Origin of the sequence: uncultured Clostridium sp. (assembly GCF_947039605.1) — a bacterium.
Lineage (GTDB): Bacteria > Bacillota > Clostridia > Clostridiales > Clostridiaceae > Sarcina.
Genome location: NZ_CAMQZG010000005.1, coordinates 39,818 through 62,891, shown reverse-complemented (window position 1 = coordinate 62,891; position 23,074 = coordinate 39,818). Strand labels below are relative to the sequence as shown.

The window sequence follows — 23,074 nt, the reverse complement described above, 5'->3', positions numbered from 1 at the left end:
TATTTTGTATATATTATGCTACTTGTTTAATTTTTTTTGGCATTGCAAGTGCTGCGATAAATGCAAGACCTCCAATGATTGCAAGTGTTATAAACATTTTTTCAAATCCATTATTCATTACTGTTTGATATGTTGTTTCTATAGTTACTTTTATTTTATCAAGTTGTGCTGAGTAGCCTACTTGCATTTGCGCTGGCATTGCCCCTACAACATATTTTTTAATTACTGAGAATACTGTTGTTACATTAGCATTTTGGAAAGCACTCTCCATTGCTGATGTAGACTTAATTGACATACTACTTGCCATGCCTTGTGCATGAGGTAATACTGCCATTAAACTTCCTTGCATATTTGAACCAGCTTGTGCTATAAATCCAACTAATAAATTAGGAGATAAAGCAATTCCAAGTGATCTAATTAGAGATAATGTAGATTGTGCTGATGCAATTTCTTCTTTTGGCACTGAAGTTTGAACAAAGTAATTAAGTGGTGTACCCATAGTTAGACCTACTCCAAGACCCATAAATGCAAGCCCTATAACTAGTGCCACTGCACTTAGAGTTGATGTAACTGCAAATGCTAATATTAAAGTTCCAATAATTGTACAAGCAAAACCTGTTAATAAAACAATTTTAGCTGAGAACTTATCAACAAGTTTTCCACCTACTGGTGCTGCAAAACCTGAGAATAAAGCCATTAATGTTACAAAATATCCACCTGAACCAAGTTTTAATCTTAATACATTACTACAGAATTGAGGTAAGAATACTACTACCATAAGTCCTGCACCAACTAAGAATGCTATTATAAATACTAAAACCATACCTCTATTTTTAAAATATTTAAGATGTATGATTGGATCTTCTGCTCTACTTTCAATAAATATAAGTATTGGAAGTAATATTACTGCTAGTATTAAGAATGGGTATGATCTTACTGACTCAAAACTAGAAGCAAGATTAACAAAGTTTAAGCTTGTTATAAATGCCATAAGTGAAACTATAAATAATGATGAAACTATACTTCCTGCAAAGTCCATTTTCTTTAAAGGTTTCTCTACTTTTTCTATTTTCTTAGAAAGTAATACCGCTATAAGTACTATTACCACAGGGATATTTATAAAGAATAATATTCCCCATCTATCTGCTCCAAAAGCACCTAATATAAGTGAACCAAGTGATGGTCCTATAAGTGTTGCTATACCATTCATACCTCCAACCATTCCAAGAGCTGCGCCTCTTTTTTCTGGTGGAAATGCCCCCCCTATAAATGCAGTTGCTATTGGGACCATCCCACCTGCACCTATAGCTTCTATAACTCTAGCTACTAAAAGCATTTCAAAACCTCCGAAGAAGTTAGCTAGTCCACTAAATAATGAACCTATTCCAAAAAGTACTACGCTTACTGTAAACATACTTTTCAGTCCTTTTCTATCTGCAAGTTTACCTATTATAGGCATTGAAACCGCATAAATTAACGCATATAAAGTAATTATCCAAATACTCGCATCAGCTGATATATGAAGTGTATTCCCCATAACTGTACGAGCTGGTGATATGATTGCTGTGTCTAATGCTCCCATAAATATTCCTACTAAGAACATTATTACAAGAGCTTTTTTTGATTTATCCATCTCAAATTCCTCCTTAGTTTATTGTTTCTTTTCTCTCTCTTATATTTTAACTATAAACCCTTACGTTAGGTTAAGTGCAAGTAATATTTTATAAGAAATAAAAAAAGCAGCTATTTTACTAACTACTTTTGACATATAACCTTCATTATTAATTTAAAATGACGTATTTTTTTCTATTTTAATATCATATAAAGAAAAAAGCCTTTAGGTTAAACCTAAAGGCTGAAAATTCTTAATTATAAAAACCATGCACCTACTCTGACAATAATCCATATACGTTACTTAAGTAGTTAACTCAAGCCAGATTTGACCATGGCACATGAAAGAGACTGCTTATGGCTGCTTCCTTCCGGATCTGACCAGGTTCGCAGGCTTTCATTGCATGGGACCCAACTCTCAACATCACTTGCCTAAGGCAGACTATACAAAGTTAAAGCCTCGGTAGGTGTTCAATCTTGCTATAGCGGATTGCAAGTTACAGGGCACCGCTAACTCCCCATCTAGCACAGTTATGGCGGAGAAAGTGGGATTTGAACCCACGATAGAAATAGTCCTATACACGCGTTCCAGGCGTGCTCTTTCAACCGCTCAGACATCTCTCCATAAATAACCGTTCTAGAATTATTTTGCTCAAAAGCATAATAAATATTCCTAAAATTTATAATTAAGTTTTACTTTATTATTTTAACATATATAAATTAGTATTACAATATAACTTCAATAAATAATATTAATTCCTAAAGTTATAATTCTTCATCCTAAGAACTATCTTTTTCACAATATGACTTCAAAACATCATTTCAGGACAATTATGAACTTTTTCTTTTAATATTATGATATTATGAGTTTGTTGATATTTAAACATTTGATATTATAATTAGATTGTTGATATTTGTTCATTCAGCTTTACAAGATTGCAACTTGTAAACTTGAGCCTCTTATCATTAAATGAACGATTTCTTACTGCTATTAACAATCTAGATATAAATAAAATAAACTCTATTGCGAAACTACAAAATATACTTTAGCCTCTGGCGAATTTTTATTAATTCACAGTGGCTTTTTCCAATTTCACGGTGAATTTAAGGTATGAAAAATGACCCTATATTTCTTCTATAAGGTCATTTATAAATCTTTTTGATACTAGACAAACTTCGTTATTGTCCATAAGCACAGTTTTTTCTTTAATATTAATTTCTTTAACTTTAGATTTATTTATCAAATATGATTTATGACATCTAAAAAAATCAGTCCCAATAGATATTTCTAGAGATTTTAAGTTTCCCACAAACTCTAACTTCTCTTCTTTTTTATGCAGTATAATTCTATGTGGTTTTTCTGATGTTTCAAAGTAAAATATATCATCAATAGATATACTAAAAACAATATCGCCCTGCTTTACTTTAATCTTTTTCATTTCAACATTATCAAATCCAAGTTTCTTATCTGCTCTCTCTAAGCAAGATTCAACTCTTTCTTCTAAGTTTTTGACATCATTTTTTAAAATATAATCTAAAGCTTCTACTTTATAAATGTATGATAAGTATAATAGCTCTATATGTTGTGTTATGTATACAATGACTCCAAGTTCGTCATATTCTCTAAGCTTTGCCCCAAGCTGTATTCCATTGATATCAGTCTCAAAAAATACATTTAAAAAATATATCGCTGGCTCTTTTCTTTTTTTAACCATTTCTAATATATCATATGGATTTCCAGTAAGCTTAGTTATTTTCATATCAAGATTTTTTACAAATATAGTCTTCTCTACAATCTTTAAGAAGTCTTCTCGCTCCGTTTCAGATGTTATGCAAACAAAAATATCTAACATTGTATATCCTCCATATTTTTAAAAATGCTATATGAATTTACTAACTAAACTTCTTGTAAGTTTAACATTATTATCGCGTTAATCATTCTACCATATCATTTTTAGTATAACAAAATGCTTTCATTACAATATTTTATGTTCTTAATGCTTTTTTTTAATAATAAAAACAGGATTTTAGAGTAAAAACTCAAAAATCCTGTTTTTTTCCAATATTTATTATACATATTTATAATAAAATAAATATAAGTACTAGCGCAAATATTATCTGAGAAACACCAACTAAACCACCATAAATTATAGCTTTTGGTCCTTGTTCTAATAAATCTTTAAATTTAACACTTGCACCAATTGCTGCAAGGGCTATAATTTCTAATATATCTCCAATTTGATGAACTCCATTTCCTAACCACTTTGGTATAAATCCAAATGTATAAAGTAATGTTAATCCAAAAAATAAATATATAAACCAAGGAACTGATACTTTTGATTTTTTAATATTTTCTTCTTCATGTTTAAGCTCTTTTTTATCACTTCCTGAATTAACTTTAGCTAATACTAAAACTACTACTACAAGAAAAATAATTCTTATTATCTTAAAAATAGTTGCCATCTCTGAAACTGCAGGACTTATCATCTTTCCTGATGCTACAACCTGACCTACTGATTGAAGTATTCCACCTATCATAGCAGAACTCTTCATTACTTGATTACCATAAATTAAATATGTTATACCGGGCAATACAAACATTAATATTGTTCCAGTTAAATTTACTATTGCTACTGATATCCCCTTATCTTTTGGGTCTGCATCAATTACACCTTCTGTTGCTGCAATTGCTGATGAACCACACACTGCATTTCCTGCACACATTAAAAGTGTGAATTTCTTCCCAAATCCAAGTTTTTTCCCTATAAAGTATGTCACTATTATTGTTAATGTCATTTGAATAACAACAAAAAGCACACCTTTATATCCTATTGATATTATTTCATTTAAATTTAATATAACTCCTAAAAGACCTATTGCCCAAGCTAAAAGAACTTTTTCTGAAAATTTAACTCCCGCAGTAAATCTCTTTCCACCAATAATTGTATTACCACATATAACACCTAGAACTATTGCAAATGTTGATGCTCCAAGCTGTGGTACAAATTTTCCAAGTATTTTACTAACTATTGCAATTACAATACAAGCTAACAAACCTGGAATTATTCCTTTGTACTTTTTCATGTATTCACCTCTTTTGTTTTGTCAATTTATTATAATATTTTTTGTCTATATAGTAAAATATGAATATACTATAAACTCAATAGGCATATACTTATATGCCCTTAAAGTAAAAAAGCAAGTAGATTTTTTACAAATCGACTTGCTAAGAAATATTATCTATTCTTTTATTATTTTTAAAACATTAATTTTCACAAGTTGCTTTTCATTGTCATAAAAATTGGACATTTTACCTATTACCTTTATTTTATCTCCATTTTCTAAATCTATACCCTCTAAATTTTCTTTTTCACATAATATCCCTAGATACTCTGAATCAGCAATACAACAATTCATATTAAGCTGGGTTATTATAAAACTCTGTGGATATTTTTCATCCTTATAATATATCCCTTCAATCTCAACTTCTTTTCCTAAATATTTATTCGCATGTCCTGTCATTTCCTCTATCCCATTATGAAAATTCTCTGAAGTTATAACTATCTTCGCATTATCATCAAGTGCTGTATGTGTATGATTATGCTTTTCTCCATGTCCATGTTCAGAGTGATACAGTTTAACGCCTTTCATTGCAAGAGAAGTTTTTGGGATATCTATAACAGAAACAAGTATCAAAATCCCTATAAGTAAAATATATTGTACATACCCACATTTAACTCCTTCTCTTGATGGGACTGTAAATACCCTACTTATCTGAACAATTGTAAGTAAATATAAAATTACAAGCATTATTATTGTTGAAAGAATTCTCTCTCCATCTATAAGTAAAAACATCTTTCCTGTAAAAAGCATCACTGTTAAAACTAGAGATAATATTGCTAAAATACAAAACCAAATAAACTGATCTAAATTAAACCTCTTCATATACTACCCCCTAGAATATAAATGCTGTGCTGATAAACACAAGTGCAAAAATAACAAAAGTAAGTTTTATCACAAAACCTTTTTTAAATGATGACAATAACATACTTATGTTCTTTACATCTATCATAGGTCCAATTATAAGAAAACTCATAACCCCACCAAGTGAAAAACTTGATAAAAAGCTCTGTGCAACAAAAGCATCTGCTTCAGAACAAAGCGAAATAAGAAAACTTACAAGCATCATAATTATAATTCCCATAGTATGACTTAACCCAAGTGAACTTAAAAATTCTTCTGTTACGTTAAGTTGAAAAATTGCTGCAATACCAGATGCAACTATAAAATATTTAGCAATATCATAAAATTCCATACTCGCACTTTTCAAAAGCTTCAATACATTATTTTCATTACTATTTTTTATATCTTCACACCCACAATCACATCTAAATGTTGCTACCCCACTTTTTAATATGTCATCCCCAGCAGTCAATGGAATCATTATAAGTCCTGCTGTTATGGCAATTAAAATACCAATACCAACTCTTAAAATTACAACTTTTAAATTACCATCAAAAGCTATATAAGTTGATGCAATTACAAGCGGACTAACTATTGGTGCTGCAAGCATATAAGTCACAGCCACATTTACAGGCACTTTCTTTTGAATAAGACTTTTAGTTATTGGTACTGTAACGCATTCGCATACTGGTAAAAACACCCCTAAAACAGATGCAACTAAACTACCTAAAAAACTATTCTTTGGTATGAATTTTTTTATCAATTCCTCAGTTACGAATAACTGCATTATTGAAGAAAGAATTGCCCCTATTAATATAAAGGGCAAAGCTTCTAACAATATTGAGGAAAAGATTATCGAAAATTTCGATAAAACTTCTAACATCTTTTTCCCCCCTTAGCTAAGCATTAATAACCTTAGCTTTTATTATTTTTTTCTCTAAATCTAACTTGTCATAAGCAACTAATATATGTGCATGTGTATTTAAGTTTTTTACTATTCCTAAATTCTTCTCTAACACCTCTTCTGAAATTACATTAGATTTATTTAAAATAATCAAATCACTCCTTTCAATACAAGGCACAATTAAATGACTTAAATTTTTAATTAGCATATTAAATGTTAAAGAATCTAAAATACTTATAATTCCTGTAAGTTTAAAATAAGCTCTAAGCTTATTTGAATTAAACAAAGTAACTAAACTCGTTATATCTTCAACCCCATTACACTCAACTATCATTCTCTCTGGCTTATAAAACTTAATAAGTCTAATTAATCTTTCCTCATTAAGTTCACTACTTGATGAAAATTTTTTAACACTAACATTAAATTTCCTCTCTAAATCCTCATCAATCAGAACTTTACCATCCTCGCATTGAATCACAATTAACTCTTCTCTTCTTAAAGTTTTATTTAGAAAAATATTTATAAAACTGGTTTTACCAGAAGATAAAAATCCAGTAACTAAATCAACAGAACACTTTCTCATTATAGCTACCTCCTAGTTTTATTTATTTTTTAAAAATAAATTTTCTATTTCCTTCTTATTTAAATTACTTCCTATAACGCAAACTCTCCCTGTATAATCAGCAGAAAATCGCTTTATCTCAACCTCACCTGGAACATAATCAAACTGAACCCATTTACCAGTCTTTGTAGGTACTATACCTTTTGCTCTTAAAATCTTTCCAAATTGCCCTTCTTTTGAAAGATTATTTAGTAAACTTTTAAGTGTTGCCTCATCAAAAAGTTTAGAAGTTTCCACTCCCCAATTATCAAAAACATCATTTGCATTATGCACAATTCTAACAGTAGCTTTACCTTTTAAAGTAGCTTTCTTAAACTCGGTAACAAGCTTTTCTCTTGGCATCTCTCCAACTTCTATAATTCTTTTTGCAGAAATTTTATCCCAAGGTGTAGTTATTATATTTGCAGTCTTATTTAAAATCCTTATTTCCTCAGCTACTTTGAAAAGTTCTAACTCCGTAACATCTGCTGCTCTGCTTAATAAAATAACTCCTGCACTAACAATTTGATTTTTATAAAACTCCCCAAAATTTCTTAAATATGCCCAAAAATTATTAACATCAACAACTGTTGCTATCATATTTATCTTTGCATTAACTGTATTTGCTTCCTTTACAGATATAATAATCTCAGATAATTTTGCAACACCTGTTGGCTCTACAATAATTCTAGTTGGTTTATAATCTTTAACTATTTGTGCAATACTCTCCTTAAAATCACCTTTAATATTACAACAAATACACCCAGAGCTTATCTCTGTAACCTCTACCTTTTCACCACTTAAAAGGCTTCCATCAATAGCTACTTCACCATATTCATTTTCAATAATTGCTATCTTTTCTTTATATAACTCTTCTGCCAAAAGCTTCTTTATCAAAGTTGTTTTTCCCGCACCAAGAAACCCCGATATAATATCTATCTTCATACAATCTCTCCTCTAGCTTTTTCCTTATGATTATATTCCTATAACTATATTTTTATGACATTCTAAAACTTCACAGAACCTTATAGGCAAATAATCTCAATAATTTCAAATTTTTGAGATTATTTGCAGAGTTAATTACTTGTTTTTAATATTTACCTATATTTTTCAATAAATTTATATGCAATCTTCATAAACATTTATGAAAACGCTAAAAAATCTAATTTGAAATTATAAATATTTTAATATAGATTTATAAATGAGAATTATAATGGACATACTGTTTATTAAAATGAATGATAGAAATATCTTAATACATAAGAAAATTTTAGAGGAGTGTTATTTATGGCATCATCAAACCAAAAAGCTAGCCAAACTCGTTTGAAAAATGAAGAAATCATGAAAGAAAACATGAGAAAAAGTCATGACTAGAGGTGCTATCATGATATATGTTATAATAGCTGCTAGCGTAGGTAACTACTTACCTCATATTTTAGAAAATAAAAAATGGTTTTGCCTATTTATCTTATGATCATGATACTTACTGTTATTGTAGTTGAATTCATTAAAATATCCTTCAGAAAACTAGCTCTAAAAAGAGCTATTGCTCAAGGAAATTTAAAAAGAAGATAACTAAAAAAACCATTACTAAACTTACTCTTCAGTTTAGTAATGGTTTTTTAGTTTAGCATGTAATTATCATACTTATAGGATAAATTTTTCTTATAATCAAAACTAATAAAGGAAGGTACTTAAATGAATATTACTATAAATAAAAAAGCTATTTGTCTACGTCTTGCAATAGCTGCTACAATTTTTTACTTAATAATAACCCTTGCTTTAAATAAAATTACAACTCCATTTCTAACATCACTTATCTTTGATAGTGGTTTATACTTTGGTTTTTTCTATGTAGGAATGCTTCTTGTATTTAATCCTAATAAAATAAAAAAACAATTTCTAAAAGATTATCCAATAGAACTTTTAATAGAAGATTCTGAGGTTTCTTGCGTTAAAATTTTTAACAATGAAGATTCTATACAATTAGTAAAAAAAAGTTCTATGCAAATGCTATCAATTATATTAATAGGAACTATTGTAATACTAGTAGTAAGTGGGGCATATCGTTCTAACTTTCAACAAATAGTTAAAATGGCTATTCTCTTTGGTGCTTTAATTATCATTGCTGCTATAAACTATGCAAAAGCTCACTCAAAGGATATTACTAAACTTGGAAAAATAAATAAAAATGGCTTTTTAATATATTCATATAGTAAAACTGAATATATTCCCTGGGAAGCACTTAGTCAAATTAAAGAATTTCAAGTTGATGGGTCTTTTATATTTAGCTTTTATATAAATAAAAAATATTTAAATGTATCTAATCCATTAAAAATGCTAAAAATAAAAAATACAGAAGATTACGGTATAGGACTTCTTACATTCGCTACAACTGATCCGAATAAAGAATTTTTACTTAAAGATTTTTTGTATTTAAAAACTAAATAAAAGGTGGCCTTTATAAATGGAACGTTTCCTAGAAAAATCTGATAACTTTGTAGGCAAAATAACTGAACCAAAATCAAAAAAAACTATAATTCCACTTACTTCTATCATTACAGTAAGTGCTTTTATAGCCTTAACAGGACTATGTTTTTATAGATTCTTCCAAAAGACAGAAACTATAAAAACAAATAATAATATAATAATACACACAACTAAACTAGAAGATTAAAAAAAGAATTTATGAGAGATTTCTCATAAATTCTTTTCAATTTATATTTATTCTAACTATCTTAGTATACTTACCTTCTATTTTATTTAAAACATTATACATATGTGTTTCTGCCTTTTTCATATCCCCATCCTTATACTCTAACATATCAAGAATATTTTTTTTCATCCACTCATTTGCAAACTCTTTTTTAACCTCTAAATTTCTTGTATTTGCATTATAGCTAAAACTTATATCCTTCTTTATCATTTGATCAAAGTCTACTACTAATGAAAAAATAACTCTATTCCCCAAACCTTTATCTTCCTCAGCTAAAGATAGATAATAATATATCCAAACATACATTATTCCTTCTTCTACTTCGATACTTTTTATTCTTTTTCCAAGTGTTACCTTAAGACAATTCTTTAATTCCCCAAAAACAAACTCCTTATTCTCAAAGAAAATCCTCTTTAAGTCCCCAATACTTGTCTTTTTTTTCATCTTAATCAAACGCTCGTCCCCCTTTTAATTATTCCCCAATATTGCTTTTCTTTTCACCTACTAAAACTCTTGATATCCTTTTCTAAAACCGACAACATCTTCTGTATATCCTATTTTCTCATTTGAATATCCTCTTTTTTTAATCTCTCTATAATCATAAAATTCCCCTATATTTATAATTAAACTTGTTTAATTATAACATTTTTTGGAAAATAAAAGAACTGTATAATAAACACAGTCCTTAAAAAATCTTTAATTATTTGGTGTTGCAGTATATATTATTGCTTTCCCCATAGGACTTCCCCAAGCTGATATAGTAGCACCGGTTCCTCTTTGAACTCCTAATTGTAAGTTAGATTGTATAACTCCAGCATAAACAGCTTCAAGTCCACAACCTGTACTTATTATTACATTCCCTGTAAGTGCTGTAACAGCTGTTAAGCCACCAGCACTAGCAATTGTAAGTTGTAATTCATTTATTAAAACTCTACATCCTTGTAAATTAACAGCACAGTAAAAACCATACCAATTATAGTGGAAGTTATAACAGTAAGTATGTACAAATTGGTCACTCATAAAGTTAAAACCAAATCCCTTATAAGTATCTTGGAAAAATGCTTTATTTACAGCATCTTTATTTACTGACTCTGTTTTTACTGTTTTATTTCCCTCTACCTTAAAATTAATATTACCTTGTAAGATTTGAAGATTCATTCCCTCCATACCTTTTGTAATTTGATCCATTACTTGCTTTGGGTATAGCTCATAAGCTATTTTCTTTATAGAAAAAGTTCCGTTAGAATTCTGTACTAAATAATGTTTTTGAATTGACTTAATAACATTATTATAAGTTGTTTGTGTCTGACTTCCCCCAACAGTTTTTTTAATAATATTAAAATTATTATCAAAAACTTAAAAAATAACTATTTTTATTAAAAAAAGCAAAAAAAGAATGCCTTTATTTAGACATTCTTTCCTCTATTTTCTTTTCTTCTTTGTTCAAAAAAATTAGTTAATATCTCGCTGCATCTTTCATCATAACACCATTTAACATCATAAAAGGTATTAAGCCTATTATTTTGTGCAAGGTCTATTAAACTTCCACACGCACCGCTTGTTGGATCAAAAGTTCCTATATATACAGTTTCTATTCTAGCTTGTGCTATTGCACTTGCACACATAGGGCAAGGCTCTAATGTAACATACATCTGCGCCCTACTGAGTCTCCAATTCCCAATTTTTCTACTAGCTTCTCTAATAGCTAAAATTTCCGCATGAGCAGTAACATCTTTTAAAGTTTCCTTCATATTATATGCTTTAGCAATAATCTCACCTTCATGCACTATAATAGCTCCAACAGGAACCTCTCCAAGTTTTAATGCTCTTTTTGCTTCATCTAAAGCTAAATCCATATAATTCATAATGTTAATCTTCTTGTTCCTTTGGAATTACTTTTCCAACAAACACTCTAACCTTCTTAATTCTTTTTTTATCTATCTCTTCAACAACAAACTTAAGATTTTCGAATTCAATATGCTCTCCTGTCTCAGGTAATCTATCAAGTGTTCCTATTACAAACCCACCAACAGAATCAAATTCATCAGATTCAATAGAAACATCAACTATTTCACTTAAATCCTCTAATCTTGTACTACCATCTACAATATACTCATTTTCTTTAACTTCTACAATCTCTTCTTGATGTTCATCATACTCATCTTCTATTTCACCAACAATTTCCTCAATAAGGTCCTCAATTGTTACTATTCCAACTGTACCACCATACTCATCTAAAACTACAGATATATGATTTCTTGTTTTTTTCATTTCATTAAATAAATCTGTTATCTTTTTAAACTCAAACGTATAATGAGGTTTTCTCATGTGAGTTTTTATATCAAAGTTTTGCTTTTCTTCATCTGATAAAAGTATTAAATCTTTAGTATTAAAAATACCTACTATATCATCAATATTTTCATCATATATAGGAATTCTAGAAAATTGGTACTCTTTAATTCCCTCTAAAAGCTCCACATAACTTACCTTAGTATCCTCTGCTATAATATCAACTCTTTGAACCATAATATCTTTAACTTGTGAATCACCAAATTCAAAAACGTTGAAAATCATTTCCTTTTCATCTTCCTCAAGAACACCTTCCTCATTACCAACATCAACAAGAGTTTTTAACTCTTCTTCTGTGATAAATGGTTGAGCCTTATCAGGGTCACCACCAAGTATTCTTATAAATAAAGATGATATTTTAGTAAATACCCAAACAAATGGTTTAAGTACAAATACTATTACTGCTATTGGCTTAGACACTTTTATACTAACAGTCTCTGCATTTTGTTGTGCAAGAGATTTTGGTGTAATCTCACCAAATATTAATATTAGAATAGTCATTACTCCAATTGCTATAGCAACTCCAGTATCTTTAAAACTAGTATTTTCAAACAATGTAGTAGCTAAGACAGTTGCTAAAGATGAAGCTCCTATATTAACTATATTATTTCCTATTAAAATAGCTCCTAAAAGCTCTTTTGGCGAATCTATTAATTTTTCAACTAACTTCGCTCCTTTTACATTTCCCTCAACCATATGTCTAATCTTAATCTTATTAACAGATGTAAGAGCAGTTTCTGATGATGAGAAGAATCCTGATAAACCTATCAGAACTACAAGAACCACGATTTGCATAATCACGGACGGTTCCAACAATACCACACTCCTATTTTTTTTAAAAATTATTATAATATACTATTATATCATAATACTATATAAATTCTTTTGTGATTATAAATTTTTGGTAAATTTATCTTTATCACAATTTTACTTTAATAATATTTCATAGAATATTACTATACATATAAATTATTATAAACAAAAAGCCTAATATTAATTAATATTAGGCTTTTAAGCACCCCTAATAGGAATCGAACCTATATTTATCCCTTAGGAGGGGATTGTTCTGTCCATTAAACTATAGAGGCTTATCACTTTATATACTTATACTTTAATTCTATATATTATGCTAATCGATGTCAACAAAGTAATAAACCATATTTTTTTAAAAAAGTTGTTTGAAGTACCTTTTTAAGATATTATAATAGTTGTTTTACTTTTAATAAGGAGATACTAAATGTTTAAAATATATAACAGAGAAACTAAATGCTACGAAGTTGAACAAGTTGCAGGACTTAACTATATAAATTGGTCTTACAGTTCACCTGTTGGTAAAGGAGTCCTTGAATTATTTATAAAGAAAAAAATGTTTTCTAAAATTTATGGACTTTATTGTAGTAGCAAATTTAGCAAAAAGAAAATTCCAAAGTTTATAGATAAATTTGATATAGATACTGATTTTCTTGAAAAAGATATATCTGAATTTAAAAACTTTAATGATTTCTTCGCTAGGAAATTACTTGATGAAGCAAGACCAATAACTTCAGATACAGATAATCTTATATCTCCTGGTGATGGAAGACTGCTTGGATATGAAAATATTAATATGGATAATATTGTTCAAGTAAAAGGATTCACATACTCACTAAGAGAGCTTATAAGCAACGACTTAGTAGCGAAAGAATTTGAAGGTGGAACTTGTCTTATTCTAAGACTTTGCCCAACAGATTATCATAGATTCCATTTTATCGATGATGGTGTTTGTGGTTCTAGTCAAAAAATTAAAGGGGCTTATTACTCCGTTAATCCAATAGCCTTAGAGAAAGTACCTAATTTATTTTGTAAAAATAAAAGAGAATGGTCTATCTTCAAAAGCAAAAATTTTGGAAATGTAATAACTATGGAAGTTGGAGCAACTTGTGTTGGTACAATTATTCAAAGTTACAGAGCTGATACGCCAGTTAAAAAAGGAGATGAAAAAGGCTTCTTTAAATTCGGTGGTTCAACTACAATTTTATTCTTCAAAAAAAATATAATTAAAATTGATAATGATATCGTTAGAGAAACAGAAAAAGGATTTGAATCACTTGTTACTATGGGTGAAACAATCGGTAAAAAATACAAATAAAAAGCACTAAAATTATTAACTTACAATGCTTTTAAGATGTCGAAAAACTACAATGTCAGTGTCCTAAAAAGAGAAACTAGTTTTAACTAGTTTCTCTTTTTTCATTTATAATTGCAGTAATTTCTCTTTTAAAATTATTAATATTCCCATCAAATACTACAAGTTCTATATTCATTTCCTTAGCTCTTTGACCTACTGTACTCTTCATAGGTTCTTTAGTTGCAACAAGTATCTTTATAACATTATCTCCGCCTATTTGAGTTGCATACACATTAAGTTCATTTAGCGTAACTTCATCATATTTTTTAGAATCTTTACATGATATACAAATCATCACAGAATCCTTTATTGCTACAACATCTAACTCATTTCTAACCTTTGCCTTATCATTATTCCAAAGAAACATAAGTCCACTTTTAACATCATCTATTTCTTTTATATTTTCTACTATATTTTGAGTTAGTATTTCAAGCCATGTTCCACTTTTAAACAAGAATGTCTTTATAAAATCATTTGAAAATACAATATCATAATAACTACCAGTATCAACCAAACTTATTTGATTGTTTCTTGCTAAAAACTCTAATCTTTCTCTTAAAAAAGGCATAATTTCAATTGGAATTTTCTCTTTATCCACTTTCAAAAAATCTGGATTACTCTCATCTCTTAAAAACATACTAACATCTTGCAATAACATTTTTAAAATATCCCAAACCTCTAAATTTTGGCTAATCCATGTTGTAAATTCAAATATAGCCTCATCATTATATGCCTTTGTAGAATCTACTATTATAGAACCACCTATACTTTTAATAATATCTTCTATATCTAAATCAACAAAACTATCTTGCTCTAATATAATTTCTTTTGGATCTAATGTAATTAAAACCTCGTTCTTAATATCTACATACCTGCAATCCACACCATATTTCACACAAAAACTATATACCATCAAAGTAACTAATTTCTTACCTGAAGTAAGATTACATACACCTTCTAGTCCTCGATATGATGTTATTACATCCTCTATACTACTTGGATTATTTAAGTCTAATTTTTGATAATCAAACTTACAAACTGGGAACTTTTCTTTATAATATTCTTTTAGCTTTTCTAATTGAACCTCTTCTTGTGAATTCATATAAAAAAACAAAATATTTTTAGGCTTATACTTTTCAGTCAAAAGTATACTTGCTTCATTGTGAGAATCAAAAATGTTTATAAGTAAATCAAATTCCATGCTAATCACCCTTATAAGTTTATTTACTATTAGCTTCCTACTTATTGAAAAGAAATATTCAAAAAAAATAAGAACCTCACAAGGTCCGTTGGAGGAACATCTCTTGTGAGGCTCTTTTAGATATCTATTTTATAAATTCTTTAATGGGATACTTAAGTAATTTATTCGGACAATTTGTAACTCTAGTTTCTATCTTTAACTTTGAAATTTTATAGTAGCTATAATTTCTATATTTTTATAATATCATAATCAATAACTATTATCTAATAATATACTTTATTGATAATATTGAATTTAATTGCTATTTTCATATTTTTAATATAATAAAACCCAATTTATTATTAATAATCTTGAAATATATATTTTATTTTTATTAATTTATTTTTTCAATAGCATCTACTAAACTAAAGAGCGCATCAAAATTGATGCGCTCTTTTTAAAATTTAAAATTCTCAGGTATTTTTTTCATGATATTTTTGAACCAGAAAGTAAAATCTTGCGGCCTCTTATTGATCCAACTAAGTAAATCTTCATACGAAATCCATTGTGTATCACAAACTTCTTCTTTATTAAAGTTTGTAATTTTTTCATTATATATACCTGTAAAAACATGGTCTATTTCATTCTCATATAATTCATTACTAAATTTACATTTATAATGAAATACAAATCTTTCTATAAGGTTTGGGGGAACTATTCCAAGTTCTTCTGTGATTCTTCTATACGCTGCTTCTTTTATTGTTTCACCATCTCTTTGGTGACTACAACAGGCATTAGTCCATTCTCCTGGTGAATGATATTTTTCTAATGCTCTTCTTTGTATTAACATTTTATTTTTATCATTAAATATTAATACTGAAAAAGCTCTATGTAAAACGCCCTCTTCATGGACTTTCATTTTTTCACTATATCCAATTATTTTATCATCTATATCTACAATTGCTATTTCTTCCATAAATTATACCATCCTTAAAAGTTTATATTACTTATTTAATATTATAACTTATAATGCCCTAATCAAGGATAAAATAAAATACCATACTGCCCTTCATAACTTATTTAAATATAAAAAAAGACAAGATTTTAATTATCTTATCTTAATTTTCTAGTTTTTAATTATTTTTTTCTAGGAATTCTTTTCTTGCAGCAAAAAGAATTGATAGTTCTTCTAAGTCTTCAATTGTAGCCTGTCCTCTTATAAAACTTCTAGCAGATGATCTATTTCTTAGATATCTAGCTCTTTCTCTATTCTTTTGTTGCCATCTTTTATTTGCTTCTGTTTGTGGATTCTTTTTTTCAGTCATACCTTTGACCCTCCTATGATGAAAATTAAAAAATCTTCTAATATACTTGTGCTTAATCGTTCTTTATAACTTATAAACATTGGATATCAAAACAATAAAAGATTCACACACACCTTATATTGTCTAAAAAAAACTACTCTATCTTGTTTTTTGATTCGTATATTCTCCTAAAAACAAATAATTAAAAAATATTAGTTTTCATCATAATTTTACCAAATCTAACCAATATTTTGTTCTTTTTTTTCCTAAAAGGTTACTATAGAGTCTTATACGGATAGTATTTATAATAGTAGCATTTAAAGCATCTCTTTAGCCTTTTTTACATAAAAAAAACACTAAACTCATTATAAGTTTAGTGTTTCTATTAATTTGGTGCATCAGAGAGGATTCGAACCTCCGACCAATCGGTTCGTAGCCGAGTACTCTATCCAACTGAGCTACTAATGCATATTACGTTAAGATTCTATCATAATTATAAAAATAAAGCAAGATAAAGAATAAAAGAGCTTTTTTTATGATTATTATCCCAATTTCAAATTATCTTCTTGTAATATTCTCTAATATTATTTAATATAAACTTCTAATGTATTATTTAGTTCGTAACATTTAATATAAGTATTATTCGCTAATTAAATTTAAAGAATACAATTTTTTTAACAATAAGGATGGATTTTTTTATGAAAAATTTCACTATTTTTACAGACTCGAGCGCCGATTTAAATACAGATTTAAATTTAGCTCTTTTAAATGATTTAAACGTTAAAGTCTTAGGGCTTTGCTGTAATTTTAAAGATAAAGAATATATTGAAGAAGGTAATTTCGGATTAGATTATTCAGATTTTTATGCTTCTTTAAGAACTGAAAAGACATTATCTACAACATCACAAGTAAATGCATTTAGATTTGAAAATGCATTTGAAGAAGAAATTGAGAAAGGTAATGATATTTTATACATAGCTTTTTCATCTGCTTTAAGCGGTACTTATAATTCTTCAGTTCTTGCAAAAACTGAATTATTAGAAAGATACCCTGATGCTAGAATTGAAATTGTAGATGCTAAATGTGCCTCAACTGGTACAGGCATACTTACACTTATGGCTTCTGACCTAAAAAAGGCTGGAAAATCTATTGATGAAATAAAAGATGAACTTTTAAAAATTGCTCCAAATCTATTCCACATACTTTCTGTAAGCAGTTTAGATCACTTAAAAAGAGGTGGTAGAATTTCTGCTACAACTGCTTTTGTTGGAGGATTATTAAATGTTAAACCAATTATATATGTAAACGACGCGGGAGAGCTTGTAACATTTACAAAAGTAAAAGGTAAAAAGAAATTATTAAAAACTTTAGCTGCCTATATAGAGACAAATGTGATAGATTCTAAAAATCAAACTCTTTATATAAGTCATGCAGGTTGTTTAGATGATGCTCTTGCACTTAGAGATTTAGTTTTAGAAACAACTGAATTTAGAGATGTTGTATTTAATAATATTGGGCTAGTTATAGGTTCTCATACAGGACCTGATGCACTTGCTATCTTCTTTATTGGACATGGTAGAGAGCTTAAATAATTTTTTGCATAAAAAACACATTTATATCACATACTTATAAATGTATTTATTTGCTGAAAATTAATATAAATACTACACGGCTATATTAAAATACTTCTTGAGTAAAAAGAATTTTAATAAGCTATCCTTTTATTTATCTTTAAAGGCTAAGCGCTTTGCGCTTAGCCTTTTTTTATTTATTGAATTTTAAATTCTGCCTTGCTACCTCTATTATCTTCTCTTACTCTAACTTCAAGAGTTGCTTCTATTCTTTCTTTTAATTCTTGAACATGTGAGATAACCCCAACAAGTCTTCCTCCACTTTGAAGGTCTAACAAACATTGTATAGCACTATCAAGAGAATCAGGGTCTAATGTTCCAAACCCTTCATCTATAAACATTGTTTCTATTGATATGCCACCGGCATAGCTTTGTATAACATCAGCAAGCCCTAACGCAATCGCAAGTGCTGCCTTGAAACTTTCCCCACCTGAAAGTGAATTAATCCCTCTAGCAAAGCCTGTGTTATTATCAAGCACATTAAGTTCTAATCCTTTTTTACCATTGCCTTTAACTTCTTCTGTTCTTTTAAGTTCAAATCTCCCATTAGTCATTTTCCCAAGTCTTTGATTTGCAACAATTATAATCTCATCAAAATATGATGTAAGTATATAACTTTCAAATGTAATTTTCTTTTCATTTCCACCTTCACCTCTAGCAATTTTAGAAAGGTGTTCTACATCTTTATATACTTTTTCTTTATCTCTAATTTTATCAGTTGCTTTTTCTATATCTAAAATACTTTCTTTGTTATGATTTGCCCTATTTAAAAGTATATTAGTTTTTACTTGAATCTCTTTCTCTAGATTTTCAAATTCTACTATTTTATTCTTCTCTACAATTAACAACTCATCTACCTCTGATACATTTTTTATCTCTAACTTTTCATATTCATTTTTAGAATTATTAAAAGAACCTTTAAGTTCACTAATTTCTTTATCATAATTTTGTATTTTAACATCAATTAAATCTAGATTACTTATATTAGAAAAACTTTTATATTCCTCTAAAGTAAATCCTTCTTCTTCTAATAATTTTTCAAACTTATCTTTTAAACTATCTAACTCTATATTATTTGTATTTAGACTTTGAGTATTTATTTCTATAGCTTTTGCACTTGCTGAATATTTTTGTGATAGGTCTGAATACTCTTTTTCTGCAATCTCACAAGCATATAAAATTTCTTTTATCTTTTTATCTAAACTACTTTTTTTCTCTATAATTTTATCTAAGCTTCTTATCTCCTCTGGTATTTCAACTTCTATAACTTTAACTTGTTCTTTTGATAAAATAACTAAATTATTGTACTTTTCATACTTAGGTTTTAAATTATTAAGCGATACCATTATATCTTCTAAACTTTGATTAACTTTTATAAGTTCCTCTTTTTTTATCTCACATAAATCTGTTTTTGCTTTAAGTTCCTGATATTCTTTTAAAAGCTCACTTCTTTGAGTATTTAGTTTAACACCCATAAATGTTGTTCTTTCTCTTTTCTGTGTCTCCACAAGTTCTAAGAAATCCTCACCAAGTACATCTAATAATTCTGTGGCTAAACATATGATTAAATTTTTATAATCACTATCTATTTTTGTATTCTTAGTTGTTAACTCATTTAAAGATTTTTCTCTCTTTATATTAGCTTCTTCAAACTTAGTTTTTAAACCTTTAAGCTCACGCTCACTTGGAACCTCACTTGGCTTGATAGCTTTAAATGGATGTTCTTTAGAACCACATACAGGACACATTTCACCCTTTACAAGAGTTTCAGCTAATATCCCTGCCTGTGCTTTTCTAAATAATTCTTCTGACATTTCATATAATTCTTTAGCACTCTTATAGATACTTTCTATATTATCAAACTCTACTTTCTTTTCATCAAACTCCATCTGTTGATACCTAATATTCTCAAAATTATTTGATAACACTTTTATCTGCTCTATCTGAGTTTTTTTATTTATTCCTGTATTCTTTACTTCTTCTCTTCTTTGAGTCAATTCTACCCAAGTTGCTACATATTTTTCACACTCAACTTTTGATTTTCCTTCTGCCTCCTGCGAACTTTCTAACCTTTTAATTTGTGCATCTACTAGCTGAAAATCTCGCTCTGCTTTTATAAGTTCATCTTTTTTTGTATCATATTTAGTTACCCTTAACTCTTGTTTTCCTAAAATATCTAACTCTAAAGTTAATTCTTGTTTCTCAACTTCTCTAAGTTTCACCTTATCTAATTTAACTTTTGCATCTTCAACTTTTTTAATAAGTATTTCTTTTTCACTTTCTGATTCTTTTAATGTCTTTTCTGAATCTATAACTCTTTTACTCGCTAAATTATAATTATCTTCTATAGCTTTAACGCTTAATGCTTTTCTACCATTTTCAAGTTTAACTCTCCACTGTGAAACAGTTTCACTAAGTAGACTCTTCTCCTCAAAAATACTTTTACTATCTTCATACGATTTTATTACAGTCTTATTATTATTTAAACTTCTTTCAATCTCCTCTGACTTTTTAATAATAACTTTATTTTCCTCATACTCTTTTTTCAAAACAATAGCTTTTTCTAAATCTGAATCTACAAACTCTTTAGTAAGCTCTAAAACTAAATCTATATCAATTTCTAAGTCTAATATCTTTGACTCTAAAACCGAACCTTCTTCTGCTTTTATTTTTTTAACAAATACATTTCTACTATTAAGTTCCATCTTCAGCTCTGAGCCTAAACCTTTAGCTCTATCAGTAAGCTTTGTTTGAACCTTATTAAACTGCTCTGTTCCAAATATCCTTCTAAAGATAATCTCTCTTTCCCCAGAACTCGCTTTTAAGAACTTTATAAACTCCCCTTGTGGAAGCATTACTATTTGCTTAAACTGCTCACTTGTAACCCCTAGAATATCTACAATGCTATTTGTAACTGATGCTATCCCTGTAATTGGTCTTTCAATATTGGGCATATAAAAAGTTGCTTCAGCATCAACACTCCTAAGCCCTTCACCTCTTTTTTTATTAAGTCTTTGAGTTGGTTTCCTTATAACTTTATAAACCTCCCCCCTAAGTTCAAATTCTAACTCTACATAAGTTTCCATAGCACCATCTGCATAATCACTTCTTAAAGATTCTATCCCTCTAAAATCTCCTGATGGTTTTCCAAAAAGCGCATAACTTATAGCATCAAAAACTGTTGTCTTTCCAGCACCTGTTTTACCTGTTATAAGAAACATATTCCTACCATTAAGTTCTGTAAAATCTATTACTTGTTCTCCTGCATAATTTGCAAAAGCCTGCATTGTTAATTTAAGTGGTTTCATTATCTCTTCCCCTCCACTTCTTCTATAATTTCATTTATAATCTCAAATCTTTCATCAGAAAGTTCTGCCTTAGTTACATTTTCATAGAAATCTTTAAATAACTCTGACTTACTTTTTTTCATTTCTTCAATTTTAAGTTCTATATCTTTCCCATCTAAAGTCTTATGATAATCTCTTATAAGACTCAAAGGATTTTTATATACACTTTTAAGTTTTGCCATAGGCTCATATAACTCACCATCATCAGTTAAAACAAAATGAATATAATCATCTACCTTTTGAGTTTTTACAAAATCCTTCTCTATAAGATCTGCAAGGTCTCCCTTTAAAACTCTAATATCCCTAAGTGGTTTGACTTCCTCTAACTTAACAGTTACCCCATCATTAGTTATCTCAACAATACTAATACTATTATTATGATTTTTCTCTGATACAGAATATTTAAGTGGTGAACCAGAATACCTCATAGTTTCAACATCTTTACTAACCTTCTTTGGTTCATGCAAATGCCCTAATGCTACATAATCAAATCCTTCAAAAATCTTGCCTGAAATAAACTCAGTTCCCCCCATAGTTAATGGTCTTTCTGAATCTGACTCTATAATATCTATATCACTTATAATTTCTTTTCTTGATTTACTTTTATCAAAATTAGTACTTGTCACATATGCATGTGTAACTATAACTGCTTTTCTACTTCTATCTCTATTCTCATTTATCTTATCTATAGCTTTTTGCATCCCATCTTCATGACATCTTATACTCTCATCATCAAAAACCTTTCTTGCAACAGCTGGATCAAAATAAGGCACTAAATAAAAGTCTGTATCTTTTATAGTTACTAATTGAATTTTATCTTTTAAAATCCCAGCCATATAATAACCACTATTTTTCATAATACTACTTCCATAAGAAAGCCTTTCACCACCATCATGATTTCCTGCAATAGCTAAAATGGGGATTTCAAGTTCATTAACTATTTTATCTACATATTTATCTAAAAGTTCAACTGCAATTGCTGGTGGAACACTTCTATCATATACATCTCCTGCAATAACTAAAGCATCTGCTTTCTCTCTTTTTAAAACCTCCATTAAATCATCAAGAAACTTCTCTTGATTTTCCAACATAGAATACTCATTAACTATCTTTCCAATATGCCAATCTGCTGAATGAACAAACTTCACACCAATCACCTCTATCTCAAAATTTACTTAACATAATTATACATTAACCAAATTGGAAATGTTACGGGAATTATTTATAAATTTATCTATATTTATAAAATTAATTACAATAATTAAAACTACTATAAATTCTAATCACAAATTTTGCTATCT

Annotated in this window: 20 protein-coding genes, 3 tRNA genes and 1 other RNA gene; 4 read left to right on the top strand and 20 right to left on the bottom strand. The window is 28.5% G+C overall.

Going from position 1 to position 23,074, the window contains the following annotated elements; translation table 11 throughout:
- Positions 1–13: 13 nt before the first annotated feature.
- From Q0V24_RS03235 to Q0V24_RS03195, 9 genes are all read right to left on the bottom strand, one after another.
- Positions 14–1,633: an MFS transporter gene (locus tag Q0V24_RS03235; protein ID WP_297518685.1), complete on the bottom strand. Its 1,620-nt coding sequence runs from the start codon at positions 1,631–1,633 to the stop codon at positions 14–16.
- 245 nt (positions 1,634–1,878) lie between these two features.
- An RNA gene (ffs, locus tag Q0V24_RS03230) (signal recognition particle sRNA large type) lies at positions 1,879–2,142 on the bottom strand.
- A gap of 3 nt (positions 2,143–2,145) precedes the next feature.
- Positions 2,146–2,235: transfer RNA gene (locus Q0V24_RS03225), tRNA-Ser, on the bottom strand.
- A gap of 500 nt (positions 2,236–2,735) precedes the next feature.
- Positions 2,736–3,464, bottom strand: coding sequence for a LytTR family DNA-binding domain-containing protein (locus Q0V24_RS03220; RefSeq protein ID WP_297518684.1), 729 nt, complete (start codon positions 3,462–3,464; stop codon positions 2,736–2,738).
- 226 nt (positions 3,465–3,690) lie between these two features.
- Entirely contained in the window at positions 3,691–4,695 is a 1,005-nt protein-coding gene (locus tag Q0V24_RS03215; RefSeq protein ID WP_297518683.1) for a putative sulfate exporter family transporter, read from the bottom strand.
- A gap of 156 nt (positions 4,696–4,851) precedes the next feature.
- On the bottom strand, positions 4,852–5,556 hold the full coding sequence (locus tag Q0V24_RS03210; RefSeq protein WP_297518682.1) for a hypothetical protein: 705 nt from the start codon (positions 5,554–5,556) through the stop codon (positions 4,852–4,854).
- Positions 5,557–5,566: 10 nt separating this feature from the next.
- Entirely contained in the window at positions 5,567–6,457 is an 891-nt protein-coding gene (locus tag Q0V24_RS03205) for a permease (protein ID WP_297518681.1), read from the bottom strand.
- 16 nt (positions 6,458–6,473) lie between these two features.
- Positions 6,474–7,061: a GTP-binding protein gene (locus Q0V24_RS03200; RefSeq protein ID WP_297518680.1), complete on the bottom strand. Its 588-nt coding sequence runs from the start codon at positions 7,059–7,061 to the stop codon at positions 6,474–6,476.
- An 18-nt stretch (positions 7,062–7,079) separates the two neighbouring features.
- On the bottom strand, positions 7,080–8,024 hold the full coding sequence (locus Q0V24_RS03195; RefSeq protein ID WP_297518679.1) for a GTP-binding protein: 945 nt from the start codon (positions 8,022–8,024) through the stop codon (positions 7,080–7,082).
- 753 nt (positions 8,025–8,777) lie between these two features.
- Between Q0V24_RS03195 and Q0V24_RS03190 the strand changes: the two genes are divergently transcribed.
- Both Q0V24_RS03190 and Q0V24_RS03185 read left to right on the top strand, forming a co-directional pair.
- Entirely contained in the window at positions 8,778–9,530 is a 753-nt protein-coding gene (locus Q0V24_RS03190; protein ID WP_297518678.1) for a hypothetical protein, read from the top strand.
- A 16-nt stretch (positions 9,531–9,546) separates the two neighbouring features.
- Positions 9,547–9,756, top strand: a complete 210-nt coding sequence (locus Q0V24_RS03185) for a hypothetical protein (protein WP_297518677.1) — start codon at positions 9,547–9,549, stop codon at positions 9,754–9,756.
- Between the two features lie 36 nt (positions 9,757–9,792).
- On the opposite strand, the gene Q0V24_RS03180 is transcribed toward Q0V24_RS03185, so the two are convergent.
- The 5 genes from Q0V24_RS03180 to Q0V24_RS03160 all read right to left on the bottom strand — a co-directional run bounded on the left by Q0V24_RS03180 (position 9,793) and on the right by Q0V24_RS03160 (position 13,232).
- Entirely contained in the window at positions 9,793–10,248 is a 456-nt protein-coding gene (locus Q0V24_RS03180; protein WP_297518676.1) for a hypothetical protein, read from the bottom strand.
- A gap of 243 nt (positions 10,249–10,491) precedes the next feature.
- Positions 10,492–10,983 carry a hypothetical protein gene (locus Q0V24_RS03175; RefSeq protein WP_297518675.1) on the bottom strand — a complete coding sequence of 164 codons (492 nt, stop codon included), beginning with the start codon at positions 10,981–10,983 and terminating at the stop codon, positions 10,492–10,494.
- Positions 10,984–11,201: 218 nt separating this feature from the next.
- Complete coding sequence (locus Q0V24_RS03170; protein WP_297518674.1) at positions 11,202–11,660, bottom strand: nucleoside deaminase; 459 nt, start codon at positions 11,658–11,660, stop codon at positions 11,202–11,204.
- A gap of 4 nt (positions 11,661–11,664) precedes the next feature.
- A complete protein-coding gene (locus Q0V24_RS03165) occupies positions 11,665–12,939 on the bottom strand; it encodes an HlyC/CorC family transporter (RefSeq protein WP_297518716.1) in 1,275 nt (424 codons plus the stop codon).
- 221 nt (positions 12,940–13,160) lie between these two features.
- Positions 13,161–13,232: transfer RNA gene (locus tag Q0V24_RS03160), tRNA-Arg, on the bottom strand.
- Between the two features lie 149 nt (positions 13,233–13,381).
- On the opposite strand from Q0V24_RS03160, the gene Q0V24_RS03155 reads away from it, so the two are divergent.
- A complete protein-coding gene (locus tag Q0V24_RS03155; protein WP_297518673.1) occupies positions 13,382–14,272 on the top strand; it encodes a phosphatidylserine decarboxylase in 891 nt (296 codons plus the stop codon).
- An 82-nt stretch (positions 14,273–14,354) separates the two neighbouring features.
- Here Q0V24_RS03155 and Q0V24_RS03150 read toward each other — a convergent pair whose 3' ends face one another.
- The 4 genes from Q0V24_RS03150 to Q0V24_RS03135 form a co-directional block, all read right to left on the bottom strand.
- The gene (locus tag Q0V24_RS03150; protein ID WP_297518671.1) at positions 14,355–15,512 is read right to left on the bottom strand and encodes a DUF1887 family CARF protein; all 1,158 of its coding nucleotides are present in this window, start codon (positions 15,510–15,512) and stop codon (positions 14,355–14,357) included.
- 436 nt (positions 15,513–15,948) lie between these two features.
- Complete coding sequence (idi, locus tag Q0V24_RS03145; protein ID WP_297518669.1) at positions 15,949–16,467, bottom strand: isopentenyl-diphosphate Delta-isomerase; 519 nt, start codon at positions 16,465–16,467, stop codon at positions 15,949–15,951.
- 157 nt (positions 16,468–16,624) lie between these two features.
- Positions 16,625–16,816: a hypothetical protein gene (locus Q0V24_RS03140; protein ID WP_297518667.1), complete on the bottom strand. Its 192-nt coding sequence runs from the start codon at positions 16,814–16,816 to the stop codon at positions 16,625–16,627.
- Between the two features lie 370 nt (positions 16,817–17,186).
- A tRNA-Arg gene (locus Q0V24_RS03135) sits at positions 17,187–17,263 on the bottom strand.
- Between the two features lie 230 nt (positions 17,264–17,493).
- Between Q0V24_RS03135 and Q0V24_RS03130 the strand changes: the two genes are divergently transcribed.
- On the top strand, positions 17,494–18,387 hold the full coding sequence (locus Q0V24_RS03130; RefSeq protein WP_297518665.1) for a DegV family protein: 894 nt from the start codon (positions 17,494–17,496) through the stop codon (positions 18,385–18,387).
- Positions 18,388–18,563: 176 nt separating this feature from the next.
- On the opposite strand, the gene Q0V24_RS03125 is transcribed toward Q0V24_RS03130, so the two are convergent.
- Together Q0V24_RS03125 and Q0V24_RS03120 are read right to left on the bottom strand one after the other, a co-directional pair.
- The gene (locus Q0V24_RS03125) at positions 18,564–21,734 is read right to left on the bottom strand and encodes an AAA family ATPase (RefSeq protein WP_297518663.1); all 3,171 of its coding nucleotides are present in this window, start codon (positions 21,732–21,734) and stop codon (positions 18,564–18,566) included.
- Positions 21,734–22,921: an exonuclease SbcCD subunit D gene (locus Q0V24_RS03120; RefSeq protein ID WP_297518661.1), complete on the bottom strand. Its 1,188-nt coding sequence runs from the start codon at positions 22,919–22,921 to the stop codon at positions 21,734–21,736. The genes Q0V24_RS03125 and Q0V24_RS03120 overlap by 1 nt, the downstream gene beginning before the upstream one ends.
- Between the last annotated feature and the right edge of the window lie 153 nt (positions 22,922–23,074).

Coding starts and splice junctions, on each gene's coding strand:
- Q0V24_RS03175 (WP_297518675.1), bottom strand. CDS start 10,983: ATGGATCAAATTACAAAAGGTATGGAGGGAATGAATCTTCAAATCTTA.
- Q0V24_RS03125 (WP_297518663.1), bottom strand. CDS start 21,734: ATGAAACCACTTAAATTAACAATGCAGGCTTTTGCAAATTATGCAGGA.
- Q0V24_RS03210 (WP_297518682.1), bottom strand. CDS start 5,556: ATGAAGAGGTTTAATTTAGATCAGTTTATTTGGTTTTGTATTTTAGCA.
- Q0V24_RS03155 (WP_297518673.1), top strand. CDS start 13,382: ATGTTTAAAATATATAACAGAGAAACTAAATGCTACGAAGTTGAACAA.
- Q0V24_RS03170 (WP_297518674.1), bottom strand. CDS start 11,660: ATGAATTATATGGATTTAGCTTTAGATGAAGCAAAAAGAGCATTAAAA.
- Q0V24_RS03165 (WP_297518716.1), bottom strand. CDS start 12,939: ATGCAAATCGTGGTTCTTGTAGTTCTGATAGGTTTATCAGGATTCTTC.
- Q0V24_RS03220 (WP_297518684.1), bottom strand. CDS start 3,464: ATGTTAGATATTTTTGTTTGCATAACATCTGAAACGGAGCGAGAAGAC.
- Q0V24_RS03140 (WP_297518667.1), bottom strand. CDS start 16,816: ATGACTGAAAAAAAGAATCCACAAACAGAAGCAAATAAAAGATGGCAA.
- Q0V24_RS03195 (WP_297518679.1), bottom strand. CDS start 8,024: ATGAAGATAGATATTATATCGGGGTTTCTTGGTGCGGGAAAAACAACT.
- idi (WP_297518669.1), bottom strand. CDS start 16,467: ATGGAAGAAATAGCAATTGTAGATATAGATGATAAAATAATTGGATAT.
- Q0V24_RS03215 (WP_297518683.1), bottom strand. CDS start 4,695: ATGAAAAAGTACAAAGGAATAATTCCAGGTTTGTTAGCTTGTATTGTA.
- Q0V24_RS03190 (WP_297518678.1), top strand. CDS start 8,778: ATGAATATTACTATAAATAAAAAAGCTATTTGTCTACGTCTTGCAATA.
- Q0V24_RS03130 (WP_297518665.1), top strand. CDS start 17,494: ATGAAAAATTTCACTATTTTTACAGACTCGAGCGCCGATTTAAATACA.
- Q0V24_RS03150 (WP_297518671.1), bottom strand. CDS start 15,512: ATGGAATTTGATTTACTTATAAACATTTTTGATTCTCACAATGAAGCA.
- Q0V24_RS03185 (WP_297518677.1), top strand. CDS start 9,547: ATGGAACGTTTCCTAGAAAAATCTGATAACTTTGTAGGCAAAATAACT.
- Q0V24_RS03200 (WP_297518680.1), bottom strand. CDS start 7,061: ATGAGAAAGTGTTCTGTTGATTTAGTTACTGGATTTTTATCTTCTGGT.
- Q0V24_RS03205 (WP_297518681.1), bottom strand. CDS start 6,457: ATGTTAGAAGTTTTATCGAAATTTTCGATAATCTTTTCCTCAATATTG.
- Q0V24_RS03235 (WP_297518685.1), bottom strand. CDS start 1,633: ATGGATAAATCAAAAAAAGCTCTTGTAATAATGTTCTTAGTAGGAATA.